The following is a 23,711-nucleotide window of genomic DNA, read 5'->3' as shown; positions in this document are numbered from 1 at the left end:
GCACCCGCACCCGGCCCCGACGCGCAGACCCGAGCCGCCAGCCGCACAGCCACGAAAGGAAACACCCGCAATGGCCACCGCTGAGGCGCCGCAGGTGGACGCCGGTACCTACGAGGTGCTCCGCGAACGGCTCGCCGCGCAGGCCGCCGAACTCACCCGGCGGGCCGAGGCTCTCAACGCCCGCCGGGCCGAGGAGTTCGGCTCGGCGCGGCTGGACCTCGCGCGCACCGCTCGCCTCCGCACCGAGCATGCGTGCGTGCCGAGCGACATCGTGGCCGTGGGGGACGCGCTCCTCTTCGGCGCGACCGGCGCAGTCACCGACGTCCTCACGCTGTACGGCCGCGACGGCGACCGGCCGACTGAGGACGCCGTACCCGGTCTGCTGGACGACCCCGGGTTCGTCAGGGAGTTCGACGCGCTGCACCGTTACTACCGCGAAGCGCGCCTGCTGCGGCTGCGCCGGGTCGACGGCCGGCTGCTGGCGGTGTTCCGTACCGGCGAGAAGGCCGAGGACGTCCGCGTCCTGCGCTGGTCCCTCACCGAGGACGGCCGGGCGGCACAGTTCCTGGACGCGCGCGGCGACCGCGACGACGTCTTCCCGCCGGCCCAGGACGTGACCTGGACGGAGACCACCCGCGAGGATCACGTCCTCGGCCGGGAGCAGCACGTGGCCGTTCCCGGGGGACTGGGGGTGAGCACCGTCGGCGGCACCCTCACCGTACGCACCCCGGACGGTGCGGAGCTGTACGCCGAACCCGTGCAGGAGCCGCTGCAGGCACTCGCGGACGCGGCCGTCGCGCATGCGCGGGTCGGTGCGCTGGTGCTGCTGCGGGTGCGGCCGTACAAGGAGGACGCCGACCGGTACCTGGTGTTCGACACGCTCTCCCGGACCGTCGTCCGGCTCGACGGGATCGGTCAGGCCTGCCGGCGGCTGCCGGAGGAGCAGGGGATCGTCTTCCCCGGCGGGTACTGCCTGGCGGGCGGTACCCACAAGACGTACGAACTCGACGTGCAGGGGCTGGAGTTCGAGCGGGAGGTGCGCGCGCCGAACGGGGAGGACGTGCTGTACGCGTTCCGGTCCCGCACCGAGGGCCGCACACTGCTGCTGTCGTACAACACCCTGCGCAAGGAGGTCGCGACCCCGCTGCCGTGCCGGGGCTGGGCGCTGTTCGCTGACGGCGCGCTCGCCGTGCTGCGCGCCGACGGCGACGAGCCCGCGCACACCCATCCCGTCCAGTGGTGGACCTCGCCGTACGTCTCCGACACCCACGCCGCCGCCCTGCGCACCGGCACCGGCGCGCTGGCCCGGGTCGGCAACGCGGACCTCGTGCGCGGGCTCGCCGACTGCCTGTCCGTGGCCCGGCTGGTCACCGACGGCATCGAGACGGGCGAGGGGTACCGGGCGCTCACCGCCGCCTGCGTACGCGCCGCCGACGCCCATCACTGGCTCAGCGAGCCCGAACTCGGCTCGCTGGCCGAACCGCTGGGTCAGGTCCGGGTCACCGCCGAGCAGGTGCTCGGTGAGTTCGAGACCGTGCGCGAGCTGACCCGGCAGGCCGCAGCCGCCCTCGACGAGGCCGCCGAGCGGATCGCCGCCGTGGTGCGCCGGCTGCGTGGCGAGGCCCCGCGCGAGGCCGCCGCCTGGGTGCGCGGACTGACCGAACTCCGGCAGGCGCAGGGGCACGTGCTCACCCTTCGCGAACTGCGGTACGTCGATGCCGCCCGGCTGGAGGAACTGGCGGGCGCCGCGGAGGAGGACCTGGCCGGGTTCGGGCGGCGCGCGGTGGCGTACCTGGCGCGCGAGGACGCCTTCGCCGGGCAACAGGCGGAGGTCGAGCGGCTCGTCGCCGAGGCGGCCGGGATCGGGACGGTCGCCGCGGCCCGGACCGTCGACGGCCGGCTCGACGAACTGGCCGCCGGGCTGCGCACGGTCACCGAGGTCGTCACCGGCCTCGACATCGCCGACGCCACCGTCCGTACGGCCGTCCTGGAGCGGATCGCCGAGGTGCTGGGCGGCGTCAACCGGGCCCGCGCCACCCTCGACGGCCGCCGCCGCGCCCTCCAGGACAGTGAGGGGCGCGCCGAGTTCGCCGCCGAGACCGCGCTGCTCGCCCAGGCGGTCACCGCCGCGCTCGCCGCGTCCGGCACGCCCGAGGAGTGCGACGACCAGCTCGCGGCCGTCCTCGCCCGGGTGGAGGACCTGGACGGCCGGTTCGCCGAGTTCGACGACTTCCTCGTCGAACTCGCCGGCCGGCGCACCGAGATCTACGAGGCGTTCGCCGCCCGCAAGCAGTCCCTCGCCGACGCCCGCGCCCGCCGCGCCGAACAGCTCGCCGTATCCGCCGGGCGGATCCTGGACACCGTCGGGCGGCGCGCGGCCACGCTCGCCGACACCGACGCGGTCACCACCTACTTCGCCTCCGACCCACTGGTCGCCAAGGTCCGCCGCACCGCCGACGAGCTGCGTGCCCTCGGCGACAGCGTGCGCGCCGAGGAACTCGACGGCCGCCTGAAGTCGGCCCGCCAGGAGGCCGCCCGCGCCCTGCGCGACCGCACCGACCTGTACACCGAGGACGGCCGTACCCTGCTGCTCGGCGGCCACCGCTTCGCCGTCAACACCCAGCCGCTCGACCTCACCCTCGTCCCGCACGGCGACGGCCTGGCCTTCGCGGTCACGGGCACGGACTACCGCGCCCCGGTCACCGACCCGCAGTTCGCGGCGTACCGCGCCCACTGGGACCGCCATCTGCCGTCCGAGTCGCCCGGGGTCTACCGCGCCGAGCACCTCGCCGCCCGGCTGCTCGCCGAGCACGGCCCGGCCGCCCTCGCCGCCGCCGACGACCTGCCCGGCCTGGTCCGCCGGGCGGCGCAGGAGTCGTACGACGAGGGCTACGAGCGCGGCGTCCACGACCACGACGCGACGGTCGTCCTCACCGCCCTGCTGCCCTTGTACGAGGGCGCCGGCACCCTGCGTCACGAGCCCGGCGCCCGCGCCGCCGCCCAGCTGTTCTGGGCGCACGGCACCACCGAGGAGGCCCGTACGGCGTGGGTCCGGCGGGCGGTGTCGCTGGCCCGGGCCCGGGACGCCTTCGGTGCCGTACCGGCCATCGGGGAGCTGGAGCGGGAGCTGGCCGGGGCGATCGAGGCCTGGGACGCACAGGCGCCGGGCGGTCCGGCGGCCGCGTACCTCTTCGAGGAGCTGACCGGCGCCCCGGACGGCTTCGTCCTCGGAGTCGCGGCCCGCACACTGCTGGAGAAGTTCCGCCATGCGGAGGGGAGTTACGGCGGTGAGCTGCAGGACCTGACCGGCCTCGCCGCGCGCCGCCAGGTGGTGCACGCCTGGCTCGGCGCGTACGCCGCCGCCACCGGGACCGAGGCCGGACCGGGCGAACTGGCCGAGGCGGTCGCCGCCGAGCTCTGCCCCGGCCTGCCCCGCTACGACGGCGACGCCCCGCTCACCGCGACGGCGGAGGGCCTGCTGGGCACGCACCCGCGCGTGCGCGGCGGCCGACTGCAGCTGCGCATCGACGAGTTCCTCGCCCGTACGGCCCGCTTCACGGCCGAGGAGGTGCCCGCCTTCCGCGCCTATCAGCGCCGCCGTACGACCCTGGTGACCGCCGAACGCGACCGCCTCCGCCTGGACGAGCACCGCCCCCGCGTCCTGTCGGCGTTCGTCCGCAACCGCCTGGTGGACCAGGTGTACCTCCCCCTGATCGGCGACAGCCTGGCCCGCCAGCTGGGCACCACCGGCGCGACGAAGCGCACCGACACCGGCGGCCTGCTCCTGCTGATCTCCCCGCCCGGCTACGGCAAGACGACGCTCATGGAGTACGTCGCCGACCGGCTCGGTCTGATGCTGGTCAAGGTCAGCGGCCCGGCGCTCGGCCACACCGTCACCTCGCTGGACCCGGCCGACGCGCCGAACGCCACCGCCCGCCGGGAGATCGAGAAGATCAACTTCGCGCTGGCGGCGGGCAACAACACCCTCCTGTACCTGGACGACATCCAGCACACCTCGCCGGAGCTGCTGCAGCAGTTCATCCCGCTGTGCGACGCCACCCGGCGCGTGGACGGCGTGTGGGACGGCGCGCCGCGCACCTACGACCTGCGGGGCAAGCGCTTCGCGGTCTGCATGGCCGGCAACCCCTACACCGAGTCCGGGGAACGCTTCCGCATCCCCGACATGCTCGCCAGCCGTGCGGACGTGCGGAACCTCGGCGACGTCCTCACCGGCAAGGAGGACGTCTTCGCGCTCAGCTTCATCGAGAACGCCCTGACCGCCAACCCGGTGCTCGCCCCGCTCGCCGGCCGCGACCGCGCCGACCTGGACCTGCTGGTCCGGCTGGCCGCGGCCGACCCCACGGCCCGCGCCGACCGGCTGACCCGGCCCATGCCGGCCGCCGAACTGGACGGCGCCCTGGCCGTGGTGCGACATGCGCTGGCGGTCCGCGAGACGGTACTGAAGGTCAACCGGGCCTATATCGACTCCGCCGCGCAGTCGGAGGCGGCCCGCACGGAGCCGCCCTTCCGCCTCCAGGGCTCCTACCGCGACATGAACAAGATCGTCCAGCGGCTGCGGCCGGTCATGAACGACGCCGAACGCGAGGCCGTCGTCGACGACCACTACACCGCCGAGGCCCAGACCCTCACCACGGGTGCCGAGGCCAACCTGCTGAAACTGGCGGAGCTGCGCGGCGCGCTCGACGCCGACCGGGCGGCGCGCTGGGCCGAGGTGAAGAGGGCCCAGGTCCGGGCCCGCACACTCGGCGGCCCCGAGGACGACCCCATGACCCGCGCGGTCGCGGCCCTGGGCCTGCTCGCCGACCGGGTGGCGGCCGTGGAGAGCGCCATCCACCGGGCACGGGCCGGCGGCGAGGAGCGGTGATGCTGTACTTCCTGACGCCCGTGTCCGCCGCGCTCGCCTGCGTCACCCTGAGCACGGCGGTACTGGTCCGCCGGGACCGACGACTGGCGCGCCGCCATGTGGAGGCGAGCGCCGGGGCGCGTTCAGAAGTCGATCTGCGAGTGCTGGAACCCTTCGCCCAGTGCGTACACCGCGACGATCCACATCACCAGCGTGCCGAGGAACGCCCCGGCCGCCGCCCACAGCGCGGCCCGGCGCCGGAGCAGCGCACCGGTGGTGCCGAGGAACACGGCACCGGCGACCGGCCCGCCGACGAGCGACACCCCCCAGTCCACGGCTGACATCACGGTGGCGCGCTGCCCCCGGCAGCCGGCCGGCCCGCTGAAACAGGCGAGCGAGTCCTGGCTGAAGCGGTACCAGCCGTAGAGCAGGGGCAGCAGCAGGAGCGCGGTCCACATGAGCAGCGCGACGACCGGGCCACGGTCGGGCGGGCGCGTGGGGGGCACCGGGGATGGGGATGCTTCGAGGGACGGGTTCACACCGGCATCCTGGCCGTGCGCGGGTATGGGGCGCATCCGTTGTCGTACTCATCCGCTCCGGTCCGCCGTCTGCGATAATCGCGGTTCGCGAACTCTGCTGTTTCCTGGGGGGATTGAGCACGATGAGTTCTGGGCGCCGGAGGGCTCTTCTGATCGCGGTGCCGGCGCATCCGGAACTCGAAAAGATTCCCGAACTCAACGACGCCTACCCCGCCCTGCCGTTCACGGTCACGGACGTCGCGAACCTGCGCGACGCGCTGCTGCGCTCCGGTTACGCGGCGGAGGACGTGACGGTCCTGGACGATGAGGAATCGACCGTCCAGCAGAACATCACCGTGCAGCTCGACACGTTCCTGCACTCCTGCCAGGACGGCGACGTCGGTCTCGTCTACTTCTCGGGACACGGGCTGAGACTCGGCGAGACGGACTTCCTCGTGCCCAGTGACATCTGGGCCAGACAGCGGCCCGGCGGGGAGCGGGTGCTGGACCGGCAGCGCCTCATCGAGGTGGCACCCGACGAGCTGTTGCTGCAGCTGACCTCCGACGCGACGGTGCTGCTGTGCCTGGACGCCTGTCGCAGCAGCGGCAGCGGGGACGCCGGCCTGGGCAGGCTGACGGTCAGCCGGCCCCGGGACAACGTCGTGGTCCTCAGGCCCTGCGCACCCGGCGAGACCGCGCTGGGGCACCTCCAGGGCGGCAGCTTCCTGGCCAGGGCACTGGTGGAGGCGGTGAAGCGGGAATCGGCGGCCCGCACGGTGGGCGAGGTCATCAAATCCGCCCAGCACCACGCTCCGGAGATCGCGCGGCCCTACTCGTACCTCAAGCCGCCGGAGATCCAGGCGCAGTGGCTGGGCAACGACCACTCCGGCGGTTCCCATGCGGACGTCGTCATGTGCGAGGCGATGCCGTTCGCCGGCCCCTGGACGGACGCGGTCCTCTCCTCGGCCCTGTGGGGGCTCACCGAGGGCTCCGACGCCGAGCAGAGCAGGGCCAAGGAACAGCTGGCGGAGGTCGTGACCAAGGTCGTCCGCATCCGCGATCGGCGGTCTGCCGGGACCGACCCGTGGGACGACGACCTCTTCCCGGAGCGGCTGATCAACCGGCTGGACAGCCTGGTCGTCGCCAGCGGGGCCCGGCTCGGCCTGGTGGAGACCGTGGTCCTGCTGGGCGCCCCCTTCCTGCGGGAGGCCGCGCTGGCCTGCGGCCTGGCGGCGCTCCGGGCCGTCCTCGGGGACGGCTCGGAGGACGTGGCCTCCGCCCGGGAACACCCCGCCGACAGCTTCGAGGCCCAGCTCGCGCGCGACATGGGCGACGTACGACGCGCCCACCGGCAGGCCGAGTCCTGGCGCGAGACGCTGCTGCGCCGCGACCGGGCCGAGGACGCGCGCGGCGCGGAGTACTGGCTGCGGCACCGCTTCCTCGCCGACTGGGACCTGCTCTGGGAGAGCGACGAGGACGCCCTGGACAGCCTGCGTACGGCGGTGGACCGCCTGCTGCTGGCGGCGGAGAGTGCCACCGGTGAAACGCTCGGTCCCGATGAGCGGGACACGCTGCGCGGTGCGGTGCTCCAGGTCGTCTCCCAGCTCGGCACGGGCACACCGGCCGAGGCGGCGGCGCCCGACGGAAGCGAGTGGGTGACCGGGCTGTCCCAGGATCTGTGCGGGGAGGAGCGGTGGACCTGGCGGCCACGCGAGCTGGCGACGCTCCTGCACATCGCCGGGCTCCTCGCCGTCGACCCGCGCATGCTCGACGGCGTCCTCATCGACCATCTCGGCCCGCGCGAGCCCACGCAGATCCTGCCGCGGGGAATCGTCGCCGAGATCAGAGCGAACCGGGGCTTCCGCACCGGCCGGGACATGGAGACGGTTGAGGAGGCGGTGGCCGACGTCGTACCGGCCACCCGGTGGCTGCTGGTCTTCAAATGTTCCAGCGCGGCCCTGTACACCGCGCTCGACCGCCTCGCCGCCCGGATCGCAGCGGTGTCCCAGGCGGCCCGCCGTACCCATGGCACCCTGCGCCCGAGCGACCTTCTCTTCGGCCTGCCGCAGGTGGTGAAGACCGACGGCCTGCTGCCGAAGAACCGGGCCTTCGACAAGCCGCCGCCCCGGTTCCAGCTGGCCGAGGACGAGGTCAAGCCGCTCATCATGGGCACCCAGCTGTACGGCGACCGGATGCTCGCGGTGCGTGAGCTGTACCAGAACGCCCTCGACGCCTGCCGGGTACGGCAGGCACGGCGGCGCTACGCGGAACCCGGCCGGTGGGCCGGTTCCGATTCCGAACGGGACCAACTGGCGGGATCCCGGATCGAGTTCACCCAGGGCGCCGACGAAGCCACGGGCCGGACGTACATCCAGTGCCAGGACAACGGCGTCGGGATGACGGCCGAGGAGCTGCGGGACCTGTTCGCCCAGGCCGGCCGCCGCTCCGAACAGTCCTCGGCCCGGATGCGCGAGATGCGCCGGTGGCGCCGCAAGGGCATCACGACCGAGCTGAACAGCCGGTTCGGCATCGGTGTCTTCAGCTACTTCATGCTGGCCGAAGAGGTCGAGGTGATCACGCGGCCGGTGGGCATCCGCGGCGGAGCGACCGCCGCCGACGGCGGCCATCGGGCCAGTGTCACCGCCGGTTCGGGGCTGATGCACCTGCGCCGGGAGGAGAACGAGCTGGAGGGCGGCGGCACCAGGGTCCGGCTGTACCTGCACGACGAGCCCGATGGACACAGCGGGCGACAGCCCTCCGTCGTCCAGGCGCTGCGCGAGTTCCTGTGGTGCAGTCCGGTGGAGGTGACCGCGACCGAGTTCGGGGGCGAGCCGGTGGTCTGGCAGCCGGGGGAGCTGTACGGCGACTCATCCCTGCCGAGCCTGCGCATCCACGCCGCCGAGAACGTCTGGTGGGTGGACGGGGAGGGCATGCTGCTGGCCGACGGGCTGCTCGTCGAGGAGGCCGACCGCCCTTACGGCTACGTGCTGAACCTGCGGGGAAGACACCGGCCGAAGCTGAGCGTGGACCGCAATCGGATCCTCTCGTACGACGACGGGCGGGTGCGGCAGGACGTCGAGGACACCGTGCCGACGTTGGTCCGCTCCGCCTGGCGTCCTTTCCGGCTGGGGTGGCTCTGGAGCCTGGTGCGGAATGAGCCGCTGCTCGGGCAGACAGTCATCGGCCATCTGCTGGAGAGCGACGTGCCGCTGTCGTTTCCGGAAGACCACGAATGGAAGAGGCAGGCCCAGGGCCAAGGCGACCTCACGCTCCGCGATGTCCGATGTTTCCCCAATGATCTCGATGTCATCCACAGGACCAGGCGGCCGGTCAACGGGCTGATGGACCTGTTCACCGCCTGGCGCGAGAGCGTTCTGGGAATGACACGGAACCGGCGTCCGCTGGAAGAGGGCGCGATACTCCCCGAACCCCAGCCGCTCGACGCTCTCGTGTTCAGGTCCTACCCGGACGGCTCCTGGATCGTTGCGCTGCGAGCTGCTGCGGATGCCGGAATGTCACTGCGGGAAGCGACGCGCCAGCTCCGCCGGTACGCCATCGTGGGCGTGTCCGTTCCGGAGACGACGGACGTGCGGGGGCTGGCGGACGTCGTACCGGACCGTTTGATGGCCGACCTCTACCAGATGTGCCGGAGACTGGACGTGAGTGGTCCAGGGGGGCAACGCCTGGCTCGGCTGGCCTTGTTGCGCTTGTCGGAGACCCACGGGGAGACGCTGGGCAGGCTGACCGAGCTGTGCGTGCGTCTGTCGCGTCTCGATCCGTCGATCTCGGTGCCCACGGACCTCCAGGGACTCGGCTCCCACGTCGTGGGAAGCCGGGAACGGACCGCTCTGCTGGACGACGATCCAGGCCCGCCGACCCCGCCCTTCGCGGTCGGCGGCGAGCCTCCGTTCCCCCATCTGGTGAGCCCGTTCGACGTCGCCTGGAGGGTACGCAAGACCGGCCTTCCCGCAACGGAGATCGAGGACGTGGTGCGCCGCTTCGAACCCCTCGGTTACCGGCTCACCGGCCCGAACCTCAAGCACCCCTTGGACCGCGCCCAGTTCCGCGCGATCAGCAGGGACGTGGATGCAGCGTTGCCCCTCCTCGGCCCGGGCGCGATGGGTCTGCCGCATCTGGTGCGGGTGGCCGCCGACCGGGAGGAGACGGTGGGAGACACCGCGCGGTGGATGAGTGGCTGGGCCGGGCAACTGGGTCTTGAGGTGCCGGATCCCGGACCCCTGGCAGCGCTCCGCCCGCCCGCGTGGTGTGGAGAACTTGTCGCCGTGCTCGACTACGAGGAGTCCGGGCCGCGCCCGCTGACCGTGTGGGCGGTGCTGCGCGCGCTCGGTGACCTGGACGAACCGTCGTCGCTGGAGGAGGACGTCGCCATGGTCGATGCCTTGGCGGAAGCGGGACTGGTCGAGCGCGGTGCCGTTGACGCGGCCCGCACGTGGTTGTCCACGCCCCGGTCCCGTCGGCCCCGGGAGATCGCGGACGACATCTGGGCGACGACCGTGCGCGACCGGGCCGATGTGACGAGCATGAGGGCTCCATCCGTCAGGGAGAGGGAGCGCGTCGATCCCGTCTACCTCATGGGCCTCGCGATGTCGTTCGGCGAGCGTCTCGGCACGCTCGCCGGACGACTGAGCAGCGAGGCGGCCGGGTACGGCCTGGAGGTGGCCGAGGTGCCGGAGGAGGTCGCCGACCGGCGGCCGAGCCCTCCCGTTTTCACCGCACTGTGCGTCAGAGGGGCGTGGCGGAAGCATGTCTGGCTGCCCGATCTGATCGCCCTGGCGGACAGAGAGGGCATCGACCTCCCGACGGCCGCCGCCACGGTGAACGCCTACCGCTCCCTGGGCGGCCCCACGATCCCGGTGCCGGACGACTTCGTACCACCGGTCCGGCCGCAGAAGCGGGACGTCGCCGCCGAGTACGCGCTCCTGCAGCCGGACCTGGAGAAGTCGTGGACGCTGACCCCGCTGGCCCTGGTCATCGCGGCCGGCCGGCTCGGCCTTGCGCTGCCGCAGGCGTACCGCAGGCTCCGGCAGTTCGCGGCGATCGGGCTCGACATGCCCTTCCCCGAGCCCACCCTCACCCGCACCCCCGACTGGCGGGACGTCGTCATCCTGACCGCCCGCCTCACCGGCCGGGAACCGGCGCTGTCCGGTGATCTCACCGCGGACCAGGTGCTCCTGGCGTCCGAGGAGACGGACCTGGACGTCGGCGAGGTCCGCGTACGGCTCCGGGACTACGCGCCTCTGTTCGGCTTCCGCCTGCCCCCGGACGAAGGGAACTGACGTGCCGCACGTGCCCAAGGACTACGAGGTCAAGAATCTGCCGGACCAGGAGAGCGGGTTCTCCTGGAACCTGGCCGGTGAGTCGCTCAGCATCTCCGGCGACTGCCCGGAGTGCGCCGGGGAGATGGAGCAGCCGGTCCCGCATGTGATCCCGGGGGCCGTGGCGAAGGGCCTGCCCGCCGGCGGCGCCTCGGCCGACGAGGTTCCCGCGCGGGTCTATATGCAGTGCGCCTGCGAGTACCCCCATCGGGGAGACGACAAGGAGACCGGCGGCTGCGGCGCGGCCTGGACGGCTGTCCGCCCTGCGGGCGGGACTTCGTGACCACCCCCAGGAGATACGCCCCCCAGCAGCTGCGGCGCGCCCATCAGCGGCTCCAGGCGATGACGGAGACCCAGCTGGAGATCGCGCGCGGACAGGCCGAGGGATGGCGGAACTTCCTCACCGCCGCCACCGGCCTGCTGGCCGCGGTGCTGGTCCTCAAGGGCCGTGAGAACGTCGCCGAACTGCCCTCCGGATACCGGCTGACGGTTCTGCCGCTGGTGGCGGCCGGGCTGCTGTCGCTGCTCCTGGCCACCTTCCTCGCGGTGCGGGCCGTCCACGGGAAACCGGGTTTCGAGCTGAAGTACGCGGATGCCGGGAAGCTGCTCGACTGGGAACGGGAGGAGAGGGACCGCATCGCGCGGCTGATCCGCCGTGCCTGCTGGGCGACCCTCCTCGGCGTCCTGGCGACCGCGGCCGGGATCATGGTCACCTGGGTGGCCCCGGGGCCTGACGACCCGGCGTCGACGGTCATGGTCCACACACGGGGGGAATCGGTGTGCGGCGAGCTGCTCGCCGCCGACGGGTCCGGTGTGACGGTCAAGGTGAAGGCCCGGAAGGAAGCGAACGGCGCCGCGACGGTCCGGCACCTCGACTGGCGGCGCGACGCGGTGAGCGTGGCGCCCGTCAGCCAGTGCTGAGCATGCTCGGACTGCCGTACCGTCAGCAGCCGTTGTCCGGGGACAGGGGCACGAACTGCACGCTGGTGTGGTCGTCGGCGGCCATGATCCTGTCGTAGTCGGCGCGGTCGACGCGGTACCAGACGTCGTTGCGCTTGCGGTCGCCGTCGACGGCGTCCAGGCGGACGCACCAGCGCTCCGGGCGCAGCTCCTTGCGGTAGGTCTCGGTGCCGTCCTGGACCTTGCGGCAGGTGCGGTGGGTGCCGGTCGTGCAGTGTTTGACCAGGTGCGGACGGGTGGCCCGGGTGGTCGTGCGGGCCGTGTGGCGGACCGTGTCCTTGAGGCCGTGGACGGGGTCGGGGGCGTCGTCCGACGTGCCGCCGCAGGCGGTGAGCGCGGCCAGCAGGAGCGCCGTCAGCCCGGCCGCGCCCAGACGTGTGCGGAACATCGTGTCGAACATGTGTCTCTCTTCCCCCGGTTGCGGGCAGCGTAGCGCAGCCGACGACGCTGCCCGGCAGGTCAGCCGAGGCAGACCAGGACCAGGCAGAGCCGGTCGGACGAGGTCGAGGTCGGGGACGTCTGCGGCGGCGCGGCGGTGGACGTCGAGGTGCCGCTGCCGCTGCCGCTGCCGCTGCCGCTGCCGCTGCTGCTGTCGGTGGAGGACGACGGCTGTGTCGCCGTACCGGAGCCGCCCGTGCCCGTGCCCGTCCCGGTGCCGCTGCCGGTGCCCGTGCCGGAGGAGGACGGTGCGGTGGTCCGCGGCTGCGGGGCGGCCGGTGCCGCCGGTGCGGCCGGGTGCGGGGCCGCCGCCGCGGTGTGCGGGTGGCCGGCGGACTGTGCCGTGCGGGAGGCGGGCGCGAGGGTCTGCTGCCGGGGGACGCCGACGGCGGCCGTGCGTGCCGCCGGGGTGGCGGGCGTGAGCCGGTGGTGCCTGGTGGTCGCGGGCGGCGCGGGCGTGGACGCCGGGTGGCTGGGCGCGGCCGACGGGTCGTCGGTGAGGCCCATGCTGCGGTGGTCCGGTGCGGTGGCCGCCTGGGCCCGGTCGCCGGAGCCGCGGTCCAGCGAGGCGAGCGTCAGGCCGCCGCCGACCAGCGCGACGGCGGTCGCCACCACGGCCCGGCGCCGGCTCTTCCTCCAGCGGGCCCGCTGCCGGCGCCGCGCGGCGCGTCCCCGCGGGGCGGGCGGCGCGTCCGTGACGTCGGCGGGCGGGGCGTCGGGGGCGTCGGCGGGCGGGGCGTCGGGGGCGTCGGTCACCGGGGCGAGCGGGGCCGGGGCGAACGGCACGTCGGCGCGTGGCGCATCCGTGGCCTCGGCGGACGGCGCGAAGGCGGCCTCGGCGGGCCGCGCGAACGGGACGCCGGTGGCGTCGGCCGGGGCGGACGGGGCGTCGGTACCTGGTGCGAAAGCGGCGCAGGGGAGTGGCGCGTCCGTGGCGGCGGTGGGTCGTGTGTCCGTGGTTTCGGTGGGCCGCGCCGTGGGGGCTGACTCGGCGGCGAACCAGTCGTGGCCGGCGAGCGGTGCCGATGGCTCCTGCCGGCCGGTGTTCGTGCCGAGGCCCTCGGTGCCGGGCGGGGCTATGTCCGGGGCGTACGCACCGCACCCGGGACAGACCAGGGCACCGTTGAGGTGCCGGCGGCACGAGGAGCAGTAGTCCATTTGTGGTCTTCCTGAGTCCAGGGGGAGCGGCGAGCAGCCACGCTAACGAGCCTTTCGAAAGGCTGTGTGCAGCCCGTGTGGCTCTCCTGCGCAGATTCGTGGGTTTCTCCGGGGGCGGCTGCACACCGGACCGGCAGGAGGACACGCATGCTCGGCACAGAGTTCCGCACCGGCTCGCCCATCTGGATCGACCTGGGCAGCCCCGACCCGCGGACGGCCGCGGCCTTCTACGGTGCCGTCTTCGGCTGGGAGTTCACCTCCGCCGGCCCGGAAGCGGGCGGCTACGGCTTCTTCCGGAAGAACGGCGGCACGGTGGCCGCCCTCGGCCCGCTGACCGAGGAGGGGGCGAGCTCCGCCTGGATGACGTACTTCCGTACCGACGACGCCCAGGCCGTCGCCCGGGCCGTGACCGACGCCGGCGGTACGGTGCGCGCCGAGCCCGTGAGCATGGGAGACGCCGCCTTCGCCCAGTTCACCGACCCGCAGGGCGCGCAGTTCGCCGTACTGCAGTCCGCGCAGGGCCTGCAGCGGGCGTCGGAGGACGACACGCTGGTGTGGGTGGAGCTGCACGTCGGCGACCCGGAGGCGGCCATCGGCTTCTACCGCGGGCTGTTCGGCTGGCGCGCCCAGCAGATGCAGGCGCCGGGCATGACGTACCAGGTGCTCAGCATCGGCGAGGGCGACCAGCAGGAGGGTTCCTTCGGCGGCGTGGCCCCGCTGCAGGACGGCCGGGAGGACGCGCGCTGGGTGCCGTACTTCGCCGTGGCCGACGCGGACGCGACCGTCGCCGCGGTGCGCGACAACGGCGGCACGGTGCTGATGCCGGCCGCGAACGTCCCCGGCGTCGGCCGCATCGCCTGGCTGGCCGACCCCGCCCAGGCGGTGTTCGCCGTCCTCAGGCCGGACCCGCGCCAGGCGTGAACTCCCCGACGGGCCGGTGCTCGTGGCGGGTGTGGCGGCGGCGCGGCGGGCCGCGGGCTGACCGAGCGCAGTGCTGCTCCAGTAGCTTTCCGCCGGTGAAGTAGCTTGCGGACTCGTCCGGATCACCTCACCCACCGGAGAGTCGCACATGCCCCGCAAGGCGCCGTATCTCGCCGTGGCCGACGCGCTGCGCGCCCGGGTGCTCGCGGGCGAGTGGGCGATCGGCGGGCGGCTGCCGTCCCGGGCGCGCCTCGCCGAGGAGTACGGCGTCGGGCGCAACGTCGTGCAGCGGGCCGTGGACCGGCTGATCATCGAGGATCTGCTGGAGGGACGCGCGGGCTCCGGCACGTACGTCCGTACCCCGCGCGAGCGCCTGCGGATGGTCCGCTCGTGGCACCGTGAGCACCGGGGCTCCCTCGCCCTCGCCGGCCGTCGGGAGCGGGGCCGGGCCGCCGCCTGGGACGCGCACAGCCTGGTCCGCGTCCCCGCCCCCGAGGCCATCGCCGAGCGGCTCGCCATCGAACCCGGGGACCCGTGCGTCAACACACAGTACGAGTTCCTCGCCGACGGGCAGCCCGTCCAGCTCTCCGACTCCTGGGAGCCGATGGCCGTCACGGAGGGGACACCGGTCGTCCTGCCCGAGAGGGGGCCGCTCGCGGGCCAGGGGGTCGTGGAGCGCATGCGCGCCATCGGCGTGGTCGTCGAGACCGTCGTCGAGGTGCCGCGCCCGGCCCGTGCCGGCCGGACGGAGGCGAATCTGCTCGGGATCGGCGTCGGGGACCTGGTGCTGCGCATCGAACGGACCATCTACGACACCGACGGACGTCCGGTGGAGACCGCCGACATCGTCATTCCGGACGTACGCCGCGAGGTCGTCTACGAGTTCGCCGTCGACGTGAGGTCGTGAGCCGATGCGCCTGCGCCCGCGTGACCCGGACTTCGGGCTGCTGTTCGCCGCCACCGCGCTCGGTCAGCTGGGCGATCGCATCCTCTTCCTGGCGCTGCCGCTGGCCGCCATCGCCGCGCTGCACGCCGACCCGTTCCAGGTCGGAGTGCTGACCGCGCTGACCACGGCGGGTTCGCTGCTGGTGGGGCTGCCGGCCGGGGCCTGGGTGGACCGGATGCGCAAGCGGTCGGTGCTGGTCGCCGCCGACCTCGCGCGGGCACTGGTGCTCATGACCGTACCGACGGCCTGGTGGACCGGTCTGCTGTCGATCCGCGTGCTCTACGCCGTCGCACTCGTCCATGGGGTGCTGACCGTGTTCTTCGACGTCGCGTACGTCAGCTGTCTGCCGCACCTGGTGGGGCGCGGACGGCTCGTCGAGGCGAACGCGAGGCTGTCGGCGGTCCGTTCGGTCACCAGTGTCGGCGGGCCGGCCGTGGCGGGTCCGCTGGCCGGCTGGGCCGGGGCGCCGGCGACGCTCGTGGCGAGTGCGGCCGGGATGGCCGCTTCGGCGTTCCTCGCGAGCCGTATCCGCGAGCGGGAGCCGAAGCCGGGGGCGAGCGGGAGGCGTGAGCGGTCCCGATTGCGCCGGGAGATCACGGAAGGGCTGAGGTTCGTGCTCGGGCAGCCCGTCCTGCGCGCGACCGTGCTCGGCGACGCGCTCTTCAACGTCTTCCTCGTGATGTACCAGACCATGCTGCTTGTCTTCCTGGAACGGGGGTTGGGCCTCGGGCCGTCCGCCGTCGGCCTGGTTCTGTCGGGCATGGGCTGCGGTGCCCTGCTGGGCGCCTTGCTGGCGACCCGCCTGGCGCAGCGGCTCGGGCAGGGCCCCGTGATCTGGCTCGCGCCGCTCGTCACCTGCCCGCTGACCGCCGTGATGCCGGCCGCGCGACCGGGGTGGAGCGTGTGCGCGGCGGCGGCCGGGCTCGCGGCCCTCTCGCTGGGCGGGGTGGTTCGGGTCGTGGCCCAGTCGAGCGTCCAGCAGGCCCTCACCCCGGACCGGCTGCTGGGCAGGATGAGCGCGACGGCCCGGTTCGTGTCCTGGGGCGGCCTGCCGCTCGGCGGAGTCCTGGGCGGGGTCTCGGGCTCGGCGTTCGGAGCGGCGGCCACCTTGTGGCTCGGCGCGGCCGGCATGACGCTGAGCTTCCTGCCGGCCTTCCTGTCCCCACTGCGCACCTTGCGCACCACGCGCCCGGTACGGCTCACGGCCGGGTAGCCGTACGCCGCCTACGACCGGCTGGCCGTCCCGCACGCCGTGTCGCCGCCGCCCCGCTCGCCGGCGTCGATCGGCCCGCTCCGGTCGTACGGGTCGATGGCCGGGCCGGTGCCCGGGCTCGCGCTGCCGGCACCGAACTCGGGGGTGAGGTAGCCGGTGTAGGTGCCGCAGCCGCCGTTGGTGGTGTCCACCTTGTAGGACAGGAGCGAGAACGTACCCGGCTCGGTGATCACCTCGGCCGGGTCGTCCCAGCTCATGACGATCTCCCGGCGCACGATGGTGCGTTCGACGTCGTCGTCGCCTCCCGCCGCGGCGCGCACGACCGGATAGACGAACGTGACGTCGGCCGTCACCTCGACCGCGCCGCGCCTGCCCTTCCGGTACGTGATCCGTCCCCGGGTCTTGACGACGTCCCCGACGAGCCGGACCTTCGTCGTGTCGAACCGGCTGAACAGCAGCAGCGGGTCGTTCTTGCGGCTGGGTGCGCGGAACGCGGTCGCCAGGTAGTCCCGGACGTCCTGCTGACGGGGATTGATCAGCGCGATCGCCTTCCCCGGCCGCTTCCCGCCCAGCACACCGGCATCCAGACCGGACGCGGCGAGGAAGTCCCGGCTCCGGTTCAGCGCCTGCGCGACCTGTGCCTTGCTCATCCAGCCGGTCGCCCGTGCCGCGGGCATGCCGATCCCCGCCGTCCCGTCACCCCAGCGCGCCGCCGGAGATCCCCTGAACGGCTCGGCCCGGGTGGGCCGTTGGTCCGCCGCCTGGCTCGGGGGCGGCTGGTCCGGGCGCCTGGACTCCACGGCGAGCGGCGCACCCGCGCCGCCGCCCCCGCCGCCGAACCATCCGGTCAGCCGCCCCGGGTTCAGCGCCACGACCAGCAGACCGGCCGCGACCAGCAGACCGACCACGTACCGGCCCTTGCCGCCGCGCCGCCGGGCAGGTTCATGGCTCCGCCACGCGACCGGCCGGTCCGGTTCCTCCCGCAGCCGCCGGGCCACCATCCGCGCCCGCGCGGACGGCTCCTTGGGCGCGTCCCCGGTCCCGGCCTCGGCCTCCCGCAGGAAGCGCTCCCACTCCTCGTCCGGTATGGACGCCCCGCCCTTGCCCACGACGAACTCCCGCCCCTCATCCGGGCCGCCCGGCCCCTCCCCGGGGCGGCTCACGGCCCGCATCATCACACGGCCCGGCCCCGCGCTCACGGGCGGCCGGAACAATTCGGGCGTACGGCGCGCTGTTACTGATGCCCAGTGGGCGGAGCCGACCGGTGGAGGAGCGTGAGACCGATGGCGATGGCGCATACGGCGGGCACGGTGCGTACGGCGGGCACGGCGGGACACGACCGGAGCGACAGCCCCCTCGTGACCAGGTGCGGACGCAGGATCGACGTGCGGTGCCTGTGGCTCGGGCAGCCGGAGCGTCCCGTCGGCCGGATCACGCTGGACGTGGGCGAGGACCAGGGCGGCGAGCCGGGAGTCTGGGCGGCGCTCACCCCGGACGAGGCGCGGGACCTGGCCCGCCTGCTGCTTCAGCAGGCGGGAGCGGCCGAACGGCCCGCCGCCGACCTTCCGTAGTCCGGCCGGGCCGAGTGCGGATCGGCCACGCCCCGCCTCACGGCGCGAGGACGATCTTTCCCGTGGTGCGCTTGGCCTCGAGTACGGCGCGTTGCTCACCCGCCGTGCCGCCCGGCCCTGCCGGGCACCCGCCCGCACCGGCGCCCGCGGCGTCCGCTGACGGGGGCGGGCCCGTCGTACGCGACAGGGCCTAGGATCCTCGCCATGGCCCTGACGGTGAACGACGTGGACCGGTTCGAGGCCTCCAGGCCCCGCCTGGAGGCGATCGCCTACCGCCTGCTCGGCTCGGCGAGCGAGGCCGAGGACGCCGTGCAGGACACGTTCCTGCGCTGGCAGGCGGCCGACACCGAGCGCATCGAGGTCCCCGAGGCCTGGCTGACGAAGGTGCTCACCAACCTGTGCCTCAACCAGCTCACCTCGGCCCGCGCCCGGCGCGAGACGTACGTGGGCCAATGGCTCCCCGAGCCGCTGCTCGCCGGTGACCCGATGCTCGGCCCGGCCGACACCGCCGAACAGCGCGAGTCGGTGTCGTACGCGGTCATGGCCGTACTGGAGCGGCTGTCCCCGGTCGAGCGGGCCGTGTACGTCCTCCGGGAGGCCTTCGGCTACCCGCACCGGGAGATCGCCGGGATCCTCGGCCTCACCGAGGCCGCCAGCCAGCAGATCTTCCACCGCGCCAAGAAGCACGTGGCGGACGGCAGGGCCCGTACCGAGATCGACGAGGCCGCCGCCCGGCGGGTCATCGACGAGTTCCTCGCGGCCGCCACCAGCGGCCGGACCGAGCCGCTGGTACGGCTGCTCACCCAGGACGCCGTCTCGATCGGCGACGGCGGCGGGAAGGTCCCGGCCCGCACCAAGGCGTTCGAAGGCGCCCTCGCGGTCGCGAAGTTCATGCGGGGCCTGTTCAAACCCAGCAGGGCCAAGCAAGCCCTGGTCGGCGGCTCGCCCGAGGTCCACGCCACGACCGCCAACGGCGGCCCCGCACTCGTGGCGGTCCTCGACGGCCGGGTCATCGGCGTCATGTGCCTGGAGATCACCCCGGAGGGCATCGCCGCGTTCCGCAACCAGGCCAACCCCGACAAGCTCGAACGCGCGACCCGGCAGTGGGCGGCCACCGACCACGGAGACCCCCTGCTCCGATTCTTCTGACCGCCTTCCGGCCACCTCCGGTGTGCGATGTGAGCTGCTTCACATCCCGTTCCTGTCAGTAAACGGCGGCCCGCCCGGTTCAAGGGGCGAATCCGCTGAAGCGCATCCCCTGGAGCGCATCCGCTGAAGACAGGAGCAGGGACATGCAGCACCGCATCGTCGTCCTCGGAGCCGGATACTCCGGAGCCATCGCCGCCGGGCGCCTCGCCAAGCGGCTGCACCGCGAGGACGTCGCCATCACGCTCGTCAACGCCGAGCCGGACTTCGTCGAGCGCGTCCGGCTGCACCAGCTCGCGGCCGGCCAGGATCTCAGGCCCCGGCCCTTCAGCGAGATGTTCGCGGGCACCGGCGTCGAACTGAGGACGGCGCGGGTCACCGGCGTCGACGTCGACCGCAGGACGGTGACCGTCAACGGCTCCGGCCCGGCTGAGGAGTTGGCGTACGACACCCTCGTGTACGCCCTCGGCAGCGGCTGGGACGACCAGGGCGTCCCCGGCGTCGCCGAGCACGCCCACGAGATCGCCGGTCGCGTCGGCGCACTCCGGCTGCGCGAGCGGCTGGCCGGCCTGGACGCCGGCGCGCCCGTGGTCGTGGTCGGCGGCGGTCTCACCGGTCTTGAGGCGGCGACCGAGATCGCCGAGGCCCGCCCCGACCTCGACGTCGCCCTCGCCGCCCGCGCCGGCCTCGGCGACTGGCTCTCGCCCAAGGGTCGCCGGCACCTGCGGAAGGTCTTCGGCAGGCTCGGCATCACCGTGCACGAACACACCGCCGTCACCGCCGTCGGGAGCGACCGCGTCACCACCGCCGAAGGCGGGACGATCCCCGCCGCGGTCACCGTGTGGACCACAGGGTTCGCCGTCCATCCGATCGCGCGGGCCACCACCCTGGAGGTCGGCGGCACGGGCCGGATCGTGGTCGACCGGACCATGCGCTCGGTCTCGCACCGGGACGTGTACGCCATCGGCGACGCGGCCCTGGTGCAGGGCCCCGGCGACAAGCCGCTGCGGATGTCGTGCGCCTCGGGCGTCCCCACCGCATGGCAGGCCGCCGACGCCATCGCGGCCCGGCTGACCGGCCGAAAGCTCCCGAAGGTGCCGCTGCGCTACTTCAACCAGTGCATCTCGCTGGGTCGCAGGGACGGTCTGATCCAGTACGTCACCGCCGACGACCGCGCCGTCCGGGCGGCCCTGACGGGACGCCTCGCCGCCCGCTACAAGGAACTGGTCTGCAAGGGCGCGGCCTGGGGCGTGGCCCACCCGGTGCTGGGGATCCCGGCCCGGCGCCGCGTGACCCACCGTCCGGTCCAGCCCGCCGCTCCGGCCAAGACCCCGACGCCTTCCGTGTGACCGGCGCATCCGACTGATGCCCGGACCCCGTCCGCCCGGCCCCTCGACGCCGGTTCCGTGCGCGAGCCTCGGCAGATCGGTGTCGAGCGGGAGGGCTGGGGACAGGGCGCCGGCGGCCTGGCGCACCCGTGGACCCGGTCGCCGCGAAGGACGTACGAGGACGTAGGAGTCCGTTGGGCTACGAGTGCTTCCCGCCGCCCTTGCCGGTGCCCTTCCCGCCGCCCGCCTGGCCGGTTCCGCCGCTTGTCCCGCCGTTGCCGGTCCCGTTGTCACCGGACGTGCCGGTACGGGGCGCGCCCTTGCCGGAAGTCCCGTTGCCGGAAGTCCCGTTGCCGGAGGTGCCGGTGTTCCCCGCCGTGCTGTGGCCGGTGTCTGCGGCATCCTTGCCGGGCTTGCCCCTGCCCGCCGGCCCGGCCGATGCACGTGTCAGCTGCTCGGAGCAGTAGGCGGCAACCCTGTTCTCCCCGCCGGCGGCTGCGACGAGCCGCTGCCACGCCCGCGCGTCGAGGGCCTTGCCGCGCTTGTCGACCTGTTCGTAGGCGCGGCAGTGGGCCTCGGTGTCCTTGGCGGACGAAGGGCGGTCCGTCGGTCCGTGGCCGACGGAGGGCGCGGACGAGGCGGCACCGCCCGGCCGGGCCGGGGTGACCGCCGACGGGTGTGCGGGCCCCCGGCCGGTACCGGTGCCGTCCGTGGACGAGCCGGCGGAACCGATGGCCGCGACCGCGACACCGCCCAGGGTGAGGCTGGCGAAGACCACGCCGAACGTCATCCGCACCGGGCGCCGGGCGCGCCGTGCCTCGGGCAGCCGCCAGTCGTCCCGGCGCCGGGTACGCGCCCGGCGGGCGCCCGCGCCGTGGGCGGCGGCCCGGAAGGCGGCCAGGGCCCGCCGCTCGGCCTCGGGGTCGAGGTGGTCCGCGCGGATGACGGTGGCCAGCAACGTTTCCAGCGGGGACTCCGGCCCGTCCCACACGCCGGACACGGCGCCCCCAGGGTGCACACGTCGACGGCCCGGCACTCCGTCGGCGCTCAGCCGTTCACCCATGTGCGTTTCCGTTCCTGTCCGACAGTTTCGATTCGTTCTGCGTAGGGGCCTGATGCCCTTTCGTACGCACACTGTCGACGTCGTGGTTCATTTCGGCGTCGTAGTTCATGTCGACTTCCCCAGCGTGCGGCAGGCCCCATCCGTCACACCCGTCTCCGCCTCGCCGCCGGCGCCCAGTTGACGGGCGAGGCGTTTGAGGCCTCGGTGGGCGGCCGTGCGCACCGCTCCCGGGCGCTTGCCGAGAACGCGCGCGGTGGCGGGCCCGTCCAGGCCGACGACGACCCGCAGGAGCACGGCCTCGGCCTGGTCCCGGGGCAGCGCGCGGACCAGTTCGAGGGCCCGCTCGGTGGAGAGGCTCTCCAGGGCCTGTTCATAGGTGCTGGACGCGGCGGGCAGGTGGAGTACGTCCTGTTCCGTGCCTCCCGCCCGGGGCCGTACCCGTTTGCGGCGCAGGTGGTCCAGGGCACGGTGCCGGGCGATGGTCGCGGTCCAGCCCCGGAAGCCGGCGCCGTCGCCCTTGAAGCGTCCGAGGTCGCGGGCTATCTCCAGCCAGGCCTCGGACGCCACGTCCTCCGCGTCGTCGCCGACGATGCCGTGCAGGTAACCGAGCAGGCCCGGCTGCACCATCCGGTAGGCGACCGCGAAAGCGGTCTCGTCACCGTCCTGGGCCCGCGCGACCGCCGCGCCCAGTTCCCCGTCGTACGCCTGTACGCGCCGGGGTTGCCGTACCTGGCCCAAGACTGTCCTCGTTCGCACCGGTCCGCAGCGATTCCTTGCCGTCCGCCGTGCTCCGGTCGTGTCGACGGCCCCATGGTGACCAGCGTCCGGGCTCGCAGAAATGTCACAACGTCCACGAGCGGACAGCACTTCGCCCCGCCTGACGACCGGCGGGGCGAAGCGGGCGGAGCGGGAGCCTTCGCTCTACTTGGTGAAGGCCGCGGTGCCGTTGGGGGTGCCCAGGCCCGTCGGGCCGTCGTAGCCCTTGCCTGCCTTGCACTGGTAGTCGCTGCACGACCCGTTGGCGCCGTCGGTGACGTCGTTCAGCTTGTCCGGGTGGGCGTACGGGTAGGAGGCCGGAGTGTCACCGGCGCCCGGGTTGCCCGCGAGGGCGTAGACGCCGGCGACGAACGGCGCGGAGGCGCTGGTGCCGCCGTACACGTTCCAGCCGCCGGCCTGGTAGGTGTCGTAGACGGCGAGGCCGGTGGCCGGGTCGGCGACGGCCGCGACGTCGGCGACGCTGCGCTTGGTGCAGCCGGTGTCCTTCTGCCAGGACGGCTTGGTGTCGAACTGCGAGCAGCCCGAGCCCGCCCCCTCACCGCCGGCGGACGTGCCCCAGACGGACTCGGACCAGCCGCGGGTGCTGCTGTCCTTCTTGAGCGAGGTGCCTCCGACGGCGGTGACGTACTGGGAGGCGGCCGGGTACTCGGTGCCGTAGCCGCTGTCGCCGGAGCTGACGGTGATGGCGACGCCGGGGTGCTTGAAGTACTTGTCGTCCGCGGAGGTGTCGGCCGCCTCCTCGTTGCCGCCATAGCTGTTGGAGACGTACTTGGCGCCCTGCTTGACGGCCTGGTTCACGGCCGCGCCGAGGTCGTCCATGCCGGCGGACCTGGCCTCGACGAGCAGGATGTGGCACTGGGGGCAGGCGGCGCTGACCATGTCGACGTCGAGGGAGATCTCGCCGGCCCAACCCTGGTCCGGCGCGGGGTAGTTGGTGCCGCCCTCCTGATCGATCTTCTTGAAGCAGCCGTTGCTCGTGCTGCACTCCGGAAGGCCGTACTGGGACCGGTAGGCCGCCAGGTCCTTCTCGGCGTTCGGGTCGTCGTTCGCGTCGACGATCGCGACGGTGGCGCCCTTGCCGCCGTCCTTCGGCAGGTTGTACGCGGCCTGCAGGTCGGCCGGCCCGAAGCCCTTGGGGGTGTCGTGGCGGCCGAGGGACTTCTGCACCTTCAGGTCGGTGCGCACGACCGCCTGGCACGCCATGGAGCCGGGCTTGCTCGGCTCCGAACAGAGCGGGCGGGTGTGCACCGTGGAGGCGGAGGCCGCGGGAGCTGCGGTGGTCGGCGTCGCGAAGGCTGCCGACTGGGTGGCGACGGCCAGGCCGCCGGTGATCAGGACTGCTGCGGACACCAGCGCGGGCGCGCTGCGGCGTATCGGGTTCCTTCTGCGGTGGGAATGCAATGAACTGCCCTCCGTGGGGGGATGGGCGGCTCCGTGACGGCGGCCGGAAGCACTCGTATGTCACGCACATG

General features: G+C 73.6%; 17 protein-coding genes. 10 read left to right on the top strand and 7 right to left on the bottom strand.

The window, feature by feature from the left end; all coding sequences use genetic code 11:
- Window positions 1-70 precede the first annotated feature (70 nt).
- Window positions 71-4,885, top strand: a complete 4,815-nt coding sequence (locus tag ACIGXP_RS10430) for a DNA repair ATPase (RefSeq protein WP_399766415.1) — start codon at window positions 71-73, stop codon at window positions 4,883-4,885.
- A gap of 122 nt (window positions 4,886-5,007) precedes the next feature.
- Here the strand turns inward: ACIGXP_RS10430 and ACIGXP_RS10425 are convergent, their stop codons facing one another.
- A complete protein-coding gene (locus ACIGXP_RS10425; protein ID WP_399766412.1) occupies window positions 5,008-5,370 on the bottom strand; it encodes a hypothetical protein in 363 nt (120 codons plus the stop codon).
- A gap of 155 nt (window positions 5,371-5,525) precedes the next feature.
- Between ACIGXP_RS10425 and ACIGXP_RS10420 the strand changes: the two genes are divergently transcribed.
- Genes ACIGXP_RS10420 through ACIGXP_RS10410 form a run of 3 tightly spaced genes read left to right on the top strand, consistent with a single transcriptional unit; the run spans window position 5,526 to window position 11,639 of the window.
- Window positions 5,526-10,679, top strand: coding sequence for a caspase family protein (locus ACIGXP_RS10420; protein WP_399766409.1), 5,154 nt, complete (start codon window positions 5,526-5,528; stop codon window positions 10,677-10,679).
- A gap of 1 nt (window position 10,680) precedes the next feature.
- A complete protein-coding gene (locus ACIGXP_RS10415; RefSeq protein WP_363215167.1) occupies window positions 10,681-11,001 on the top strand; it encodes a hypothetical protein in 321 nt (106 codons plus the stop codon).
- Window positions 10,998-11,639: a hypothetical protein gene (locus ACIGXP_RS10410; protein ID WP_399766407.1), complete on the top strand. Its 642-nt coding sequence runs from the start codon at window positions 10,998-11,000 to the stop codon at window positions 11,637-11,639. The genes ACIGXP_RS10415 and ACIGXP_RS10410 overlap by 4 nt, the downstream gene beginning before the upstream one ends.
- A gap of 22 nt (window positions 11,640-11,661) precedes the next feature.
- On the opposite strand, the gene ACIGXP_RS10405 is transcribed toward ACIGXP_RS10410, so the two are convergent.
- Together ACIGXP_RS10405 and ACIGXP_RS10400 are read right to left on the bottom strand one after the other, a co-directional pair.
- On the bottom strand, window positions 11,662-12,078 hold the full coding sequence (locus ACIGXP_RS10405; protein ID WP_399766404.1) for a hypothetical protein: 417 nt from the start codon (window positions 12,076-12,078) through the stop codon (window positions 11,662-11,664).
- A 59-nt stretch (window positions 12,079-12,137) separates the two neighbouring features.
- A complete protein-coding gene (locus ACIGXP_RS10400) occupies window positions 12,138-13,274 on the bottom strand; it encodes a hypothetical protein (protein WP_399766402.1) in 1,137 nt (378 codons plus the stop codon).
- Between the two features lie 147 nt (window positions 13,275-13,421).
- On the opposite strand from ACIGXP_RS10400, the gene ACIGXP_RS10395 reads away from it, so the two are divergent.
- The 3 genes from ACIGXP_RS10395 to ACIGXP_RS10385 all read left to right on the top strand — a co-directional run bounded on the left by ACIGXP_RS10395 (window position 13,422) and on the right by ACIGXP_RS10385 (window position 16,354).
- Window positions 13,422-14,195 carry a VOC family protein gene (locus ACIGXP_RS10395; RefSeq protein WP_399766399.1) on the top strand — a complete coding sequence of 258 codons (774 nt, stop codon included), beginning with the start codon at window positions 13,422-13,424 and terminating at the stop codon, window positions 14,193-14,195.
- A gap of 148 nt (window positions 14,196-14,343) precedes the next feature.
- Entirely contained in the window at window positions 14,344-15,102 is a 759-nt protein-coding gene (locus ACIGXP_RS10390; protein ID WP_399766396.1) for a GntR family transcriptional regulator, read from the top strand.
- 4 nt (window positions 15,103-15,106) lie between these two features.
- On the top strand, window positions 15,107-16,354 hold the full coding sequence (locus tag ACIGXP_RS10385) for an MFS transporter (protein WP_399766393.1): 1,248 nt from the start codon (window positions 15,107-15,109) through the stop codon (window positions 16,352-16,354).
- Window positions 16,355-16,365: 11 nt separating this feature from the next.
- On the opposite strand, the gene ACIGXP_RS10380 is transcribed toward ACIGXP_RS10385, so the two are convergent.
- Window positions 16,366-17,463: a hypothetical protein gene (locus ACIGXP_RS10380; RefSeq protein WP_399767228.1), complete on the bottom strand. Its 1,098-nt coding sequence runs from the start codon at window positions 17,461-17,463 to the stop codon at window positions 16,366-16,368.
- Between the two features lie 174 nt (window positions 17,464-17,637).
- Here ACIGXP_RS10380 and ACIGXP_RS10375 point away from each other — a divergent pair, with 174 nt between their 5' ends.
- From ACIGXP_RS10375 to ACIGXP_RS10365, 3 genes are all read left to right on the top strand, one after another.
- Window positions 17,638-17,925, top strand: coding sequence for a hypothetical protein (locus tag ACIGXP_RS10375; protein WP_399766390.1), 288 nt, complete (start codon window positions 17,638-17,640; stop codon window positions 17,923-17,925).
- 204 nt (window positions 17,926-18,129) lie between these two features.
- Entirely contained in the window at window positions 18,130-19,074 is a 945-nt protein-coding gene (gene sigJ, locus ACIGXP_RS10370) for an RNA polymerase sigma factor SigJ (RefSeq protein ID WP_363215160.1), read from the top strand.
- Between the two features lie 143 nt (window positions 19,075-19,217).
- Window positions 19,218-20,420, top strand: a complete 1,203-nt coding sequence (locus ACIGXP_RS10365) for an NAD(P)/FAD-dependent oxidoreductase (protein WP_399766386.1) — start codon at window positions 19,218-19,220, stop codon at window positions 20,418-20,420.
- A 178-nt stretch (window positions 20,421-20,598) separates the two neighbouring features.
- Here ACIGXP_RS10365 and ACIGXP_RS10360 read toward each other — a convergent pair whose 3' ends face one another.
- From ACIGXP_RS10360 to ACIGXP_RS10350, 3 genes are all read right to left on the bottom strand, one after another.
- Entirely contained in the window at window positions 20,599-21,462 is an 864-nt protein-coding gene (locus ACIGXP_RS10360) for a hypothetical protein (protein WP_399766384.1), read from the bottom strand.
- Window positions 21,463-21,567: 105 nt separating this feature from the next.
- Window positions 21,568-22,200, bottom strand: coding sequence for an RNA polymerase sigma factor (locus tag ACIGXP_RS10355; RefSeq protein WP_363215180.1), 633 nt, complete (start codon window positions 22,198-22,200; stop codon window positions 21,568-21,570).
- Between the two features lie 183 nt (window positions 22,201-22,383).
- Window positions 22,384-23,589 carry a S8 family serine peptidase gene (locus ACIGXP_RS10350; RefSeq protein ID WP_399766381.1) on the bottom strand — a complete coding sequence of 402 codons (1,206 nt, stop codon included), beginning with the start codon at window positions 23,587-23,589 and terminating at the stop codon, window positions 22,384-22,386.
- Window positions 23,590-23,711: the final 122 nt, after the last annotated feature.

The organism is Streptomyces sp. NPDC053069, from assembly GCF_044546895.1.
In the GTDB taxonomy this organism is placed as follows: Bacteria; Actinomycetota; Actinomycetes; order Streptomycetales; family Streptomycetaceae; genus Streptomyces.
Note: the sequence above shows the minus strand (reverse complement) of the source record. Positions and strands in the feature narration are given on the sequence as shown.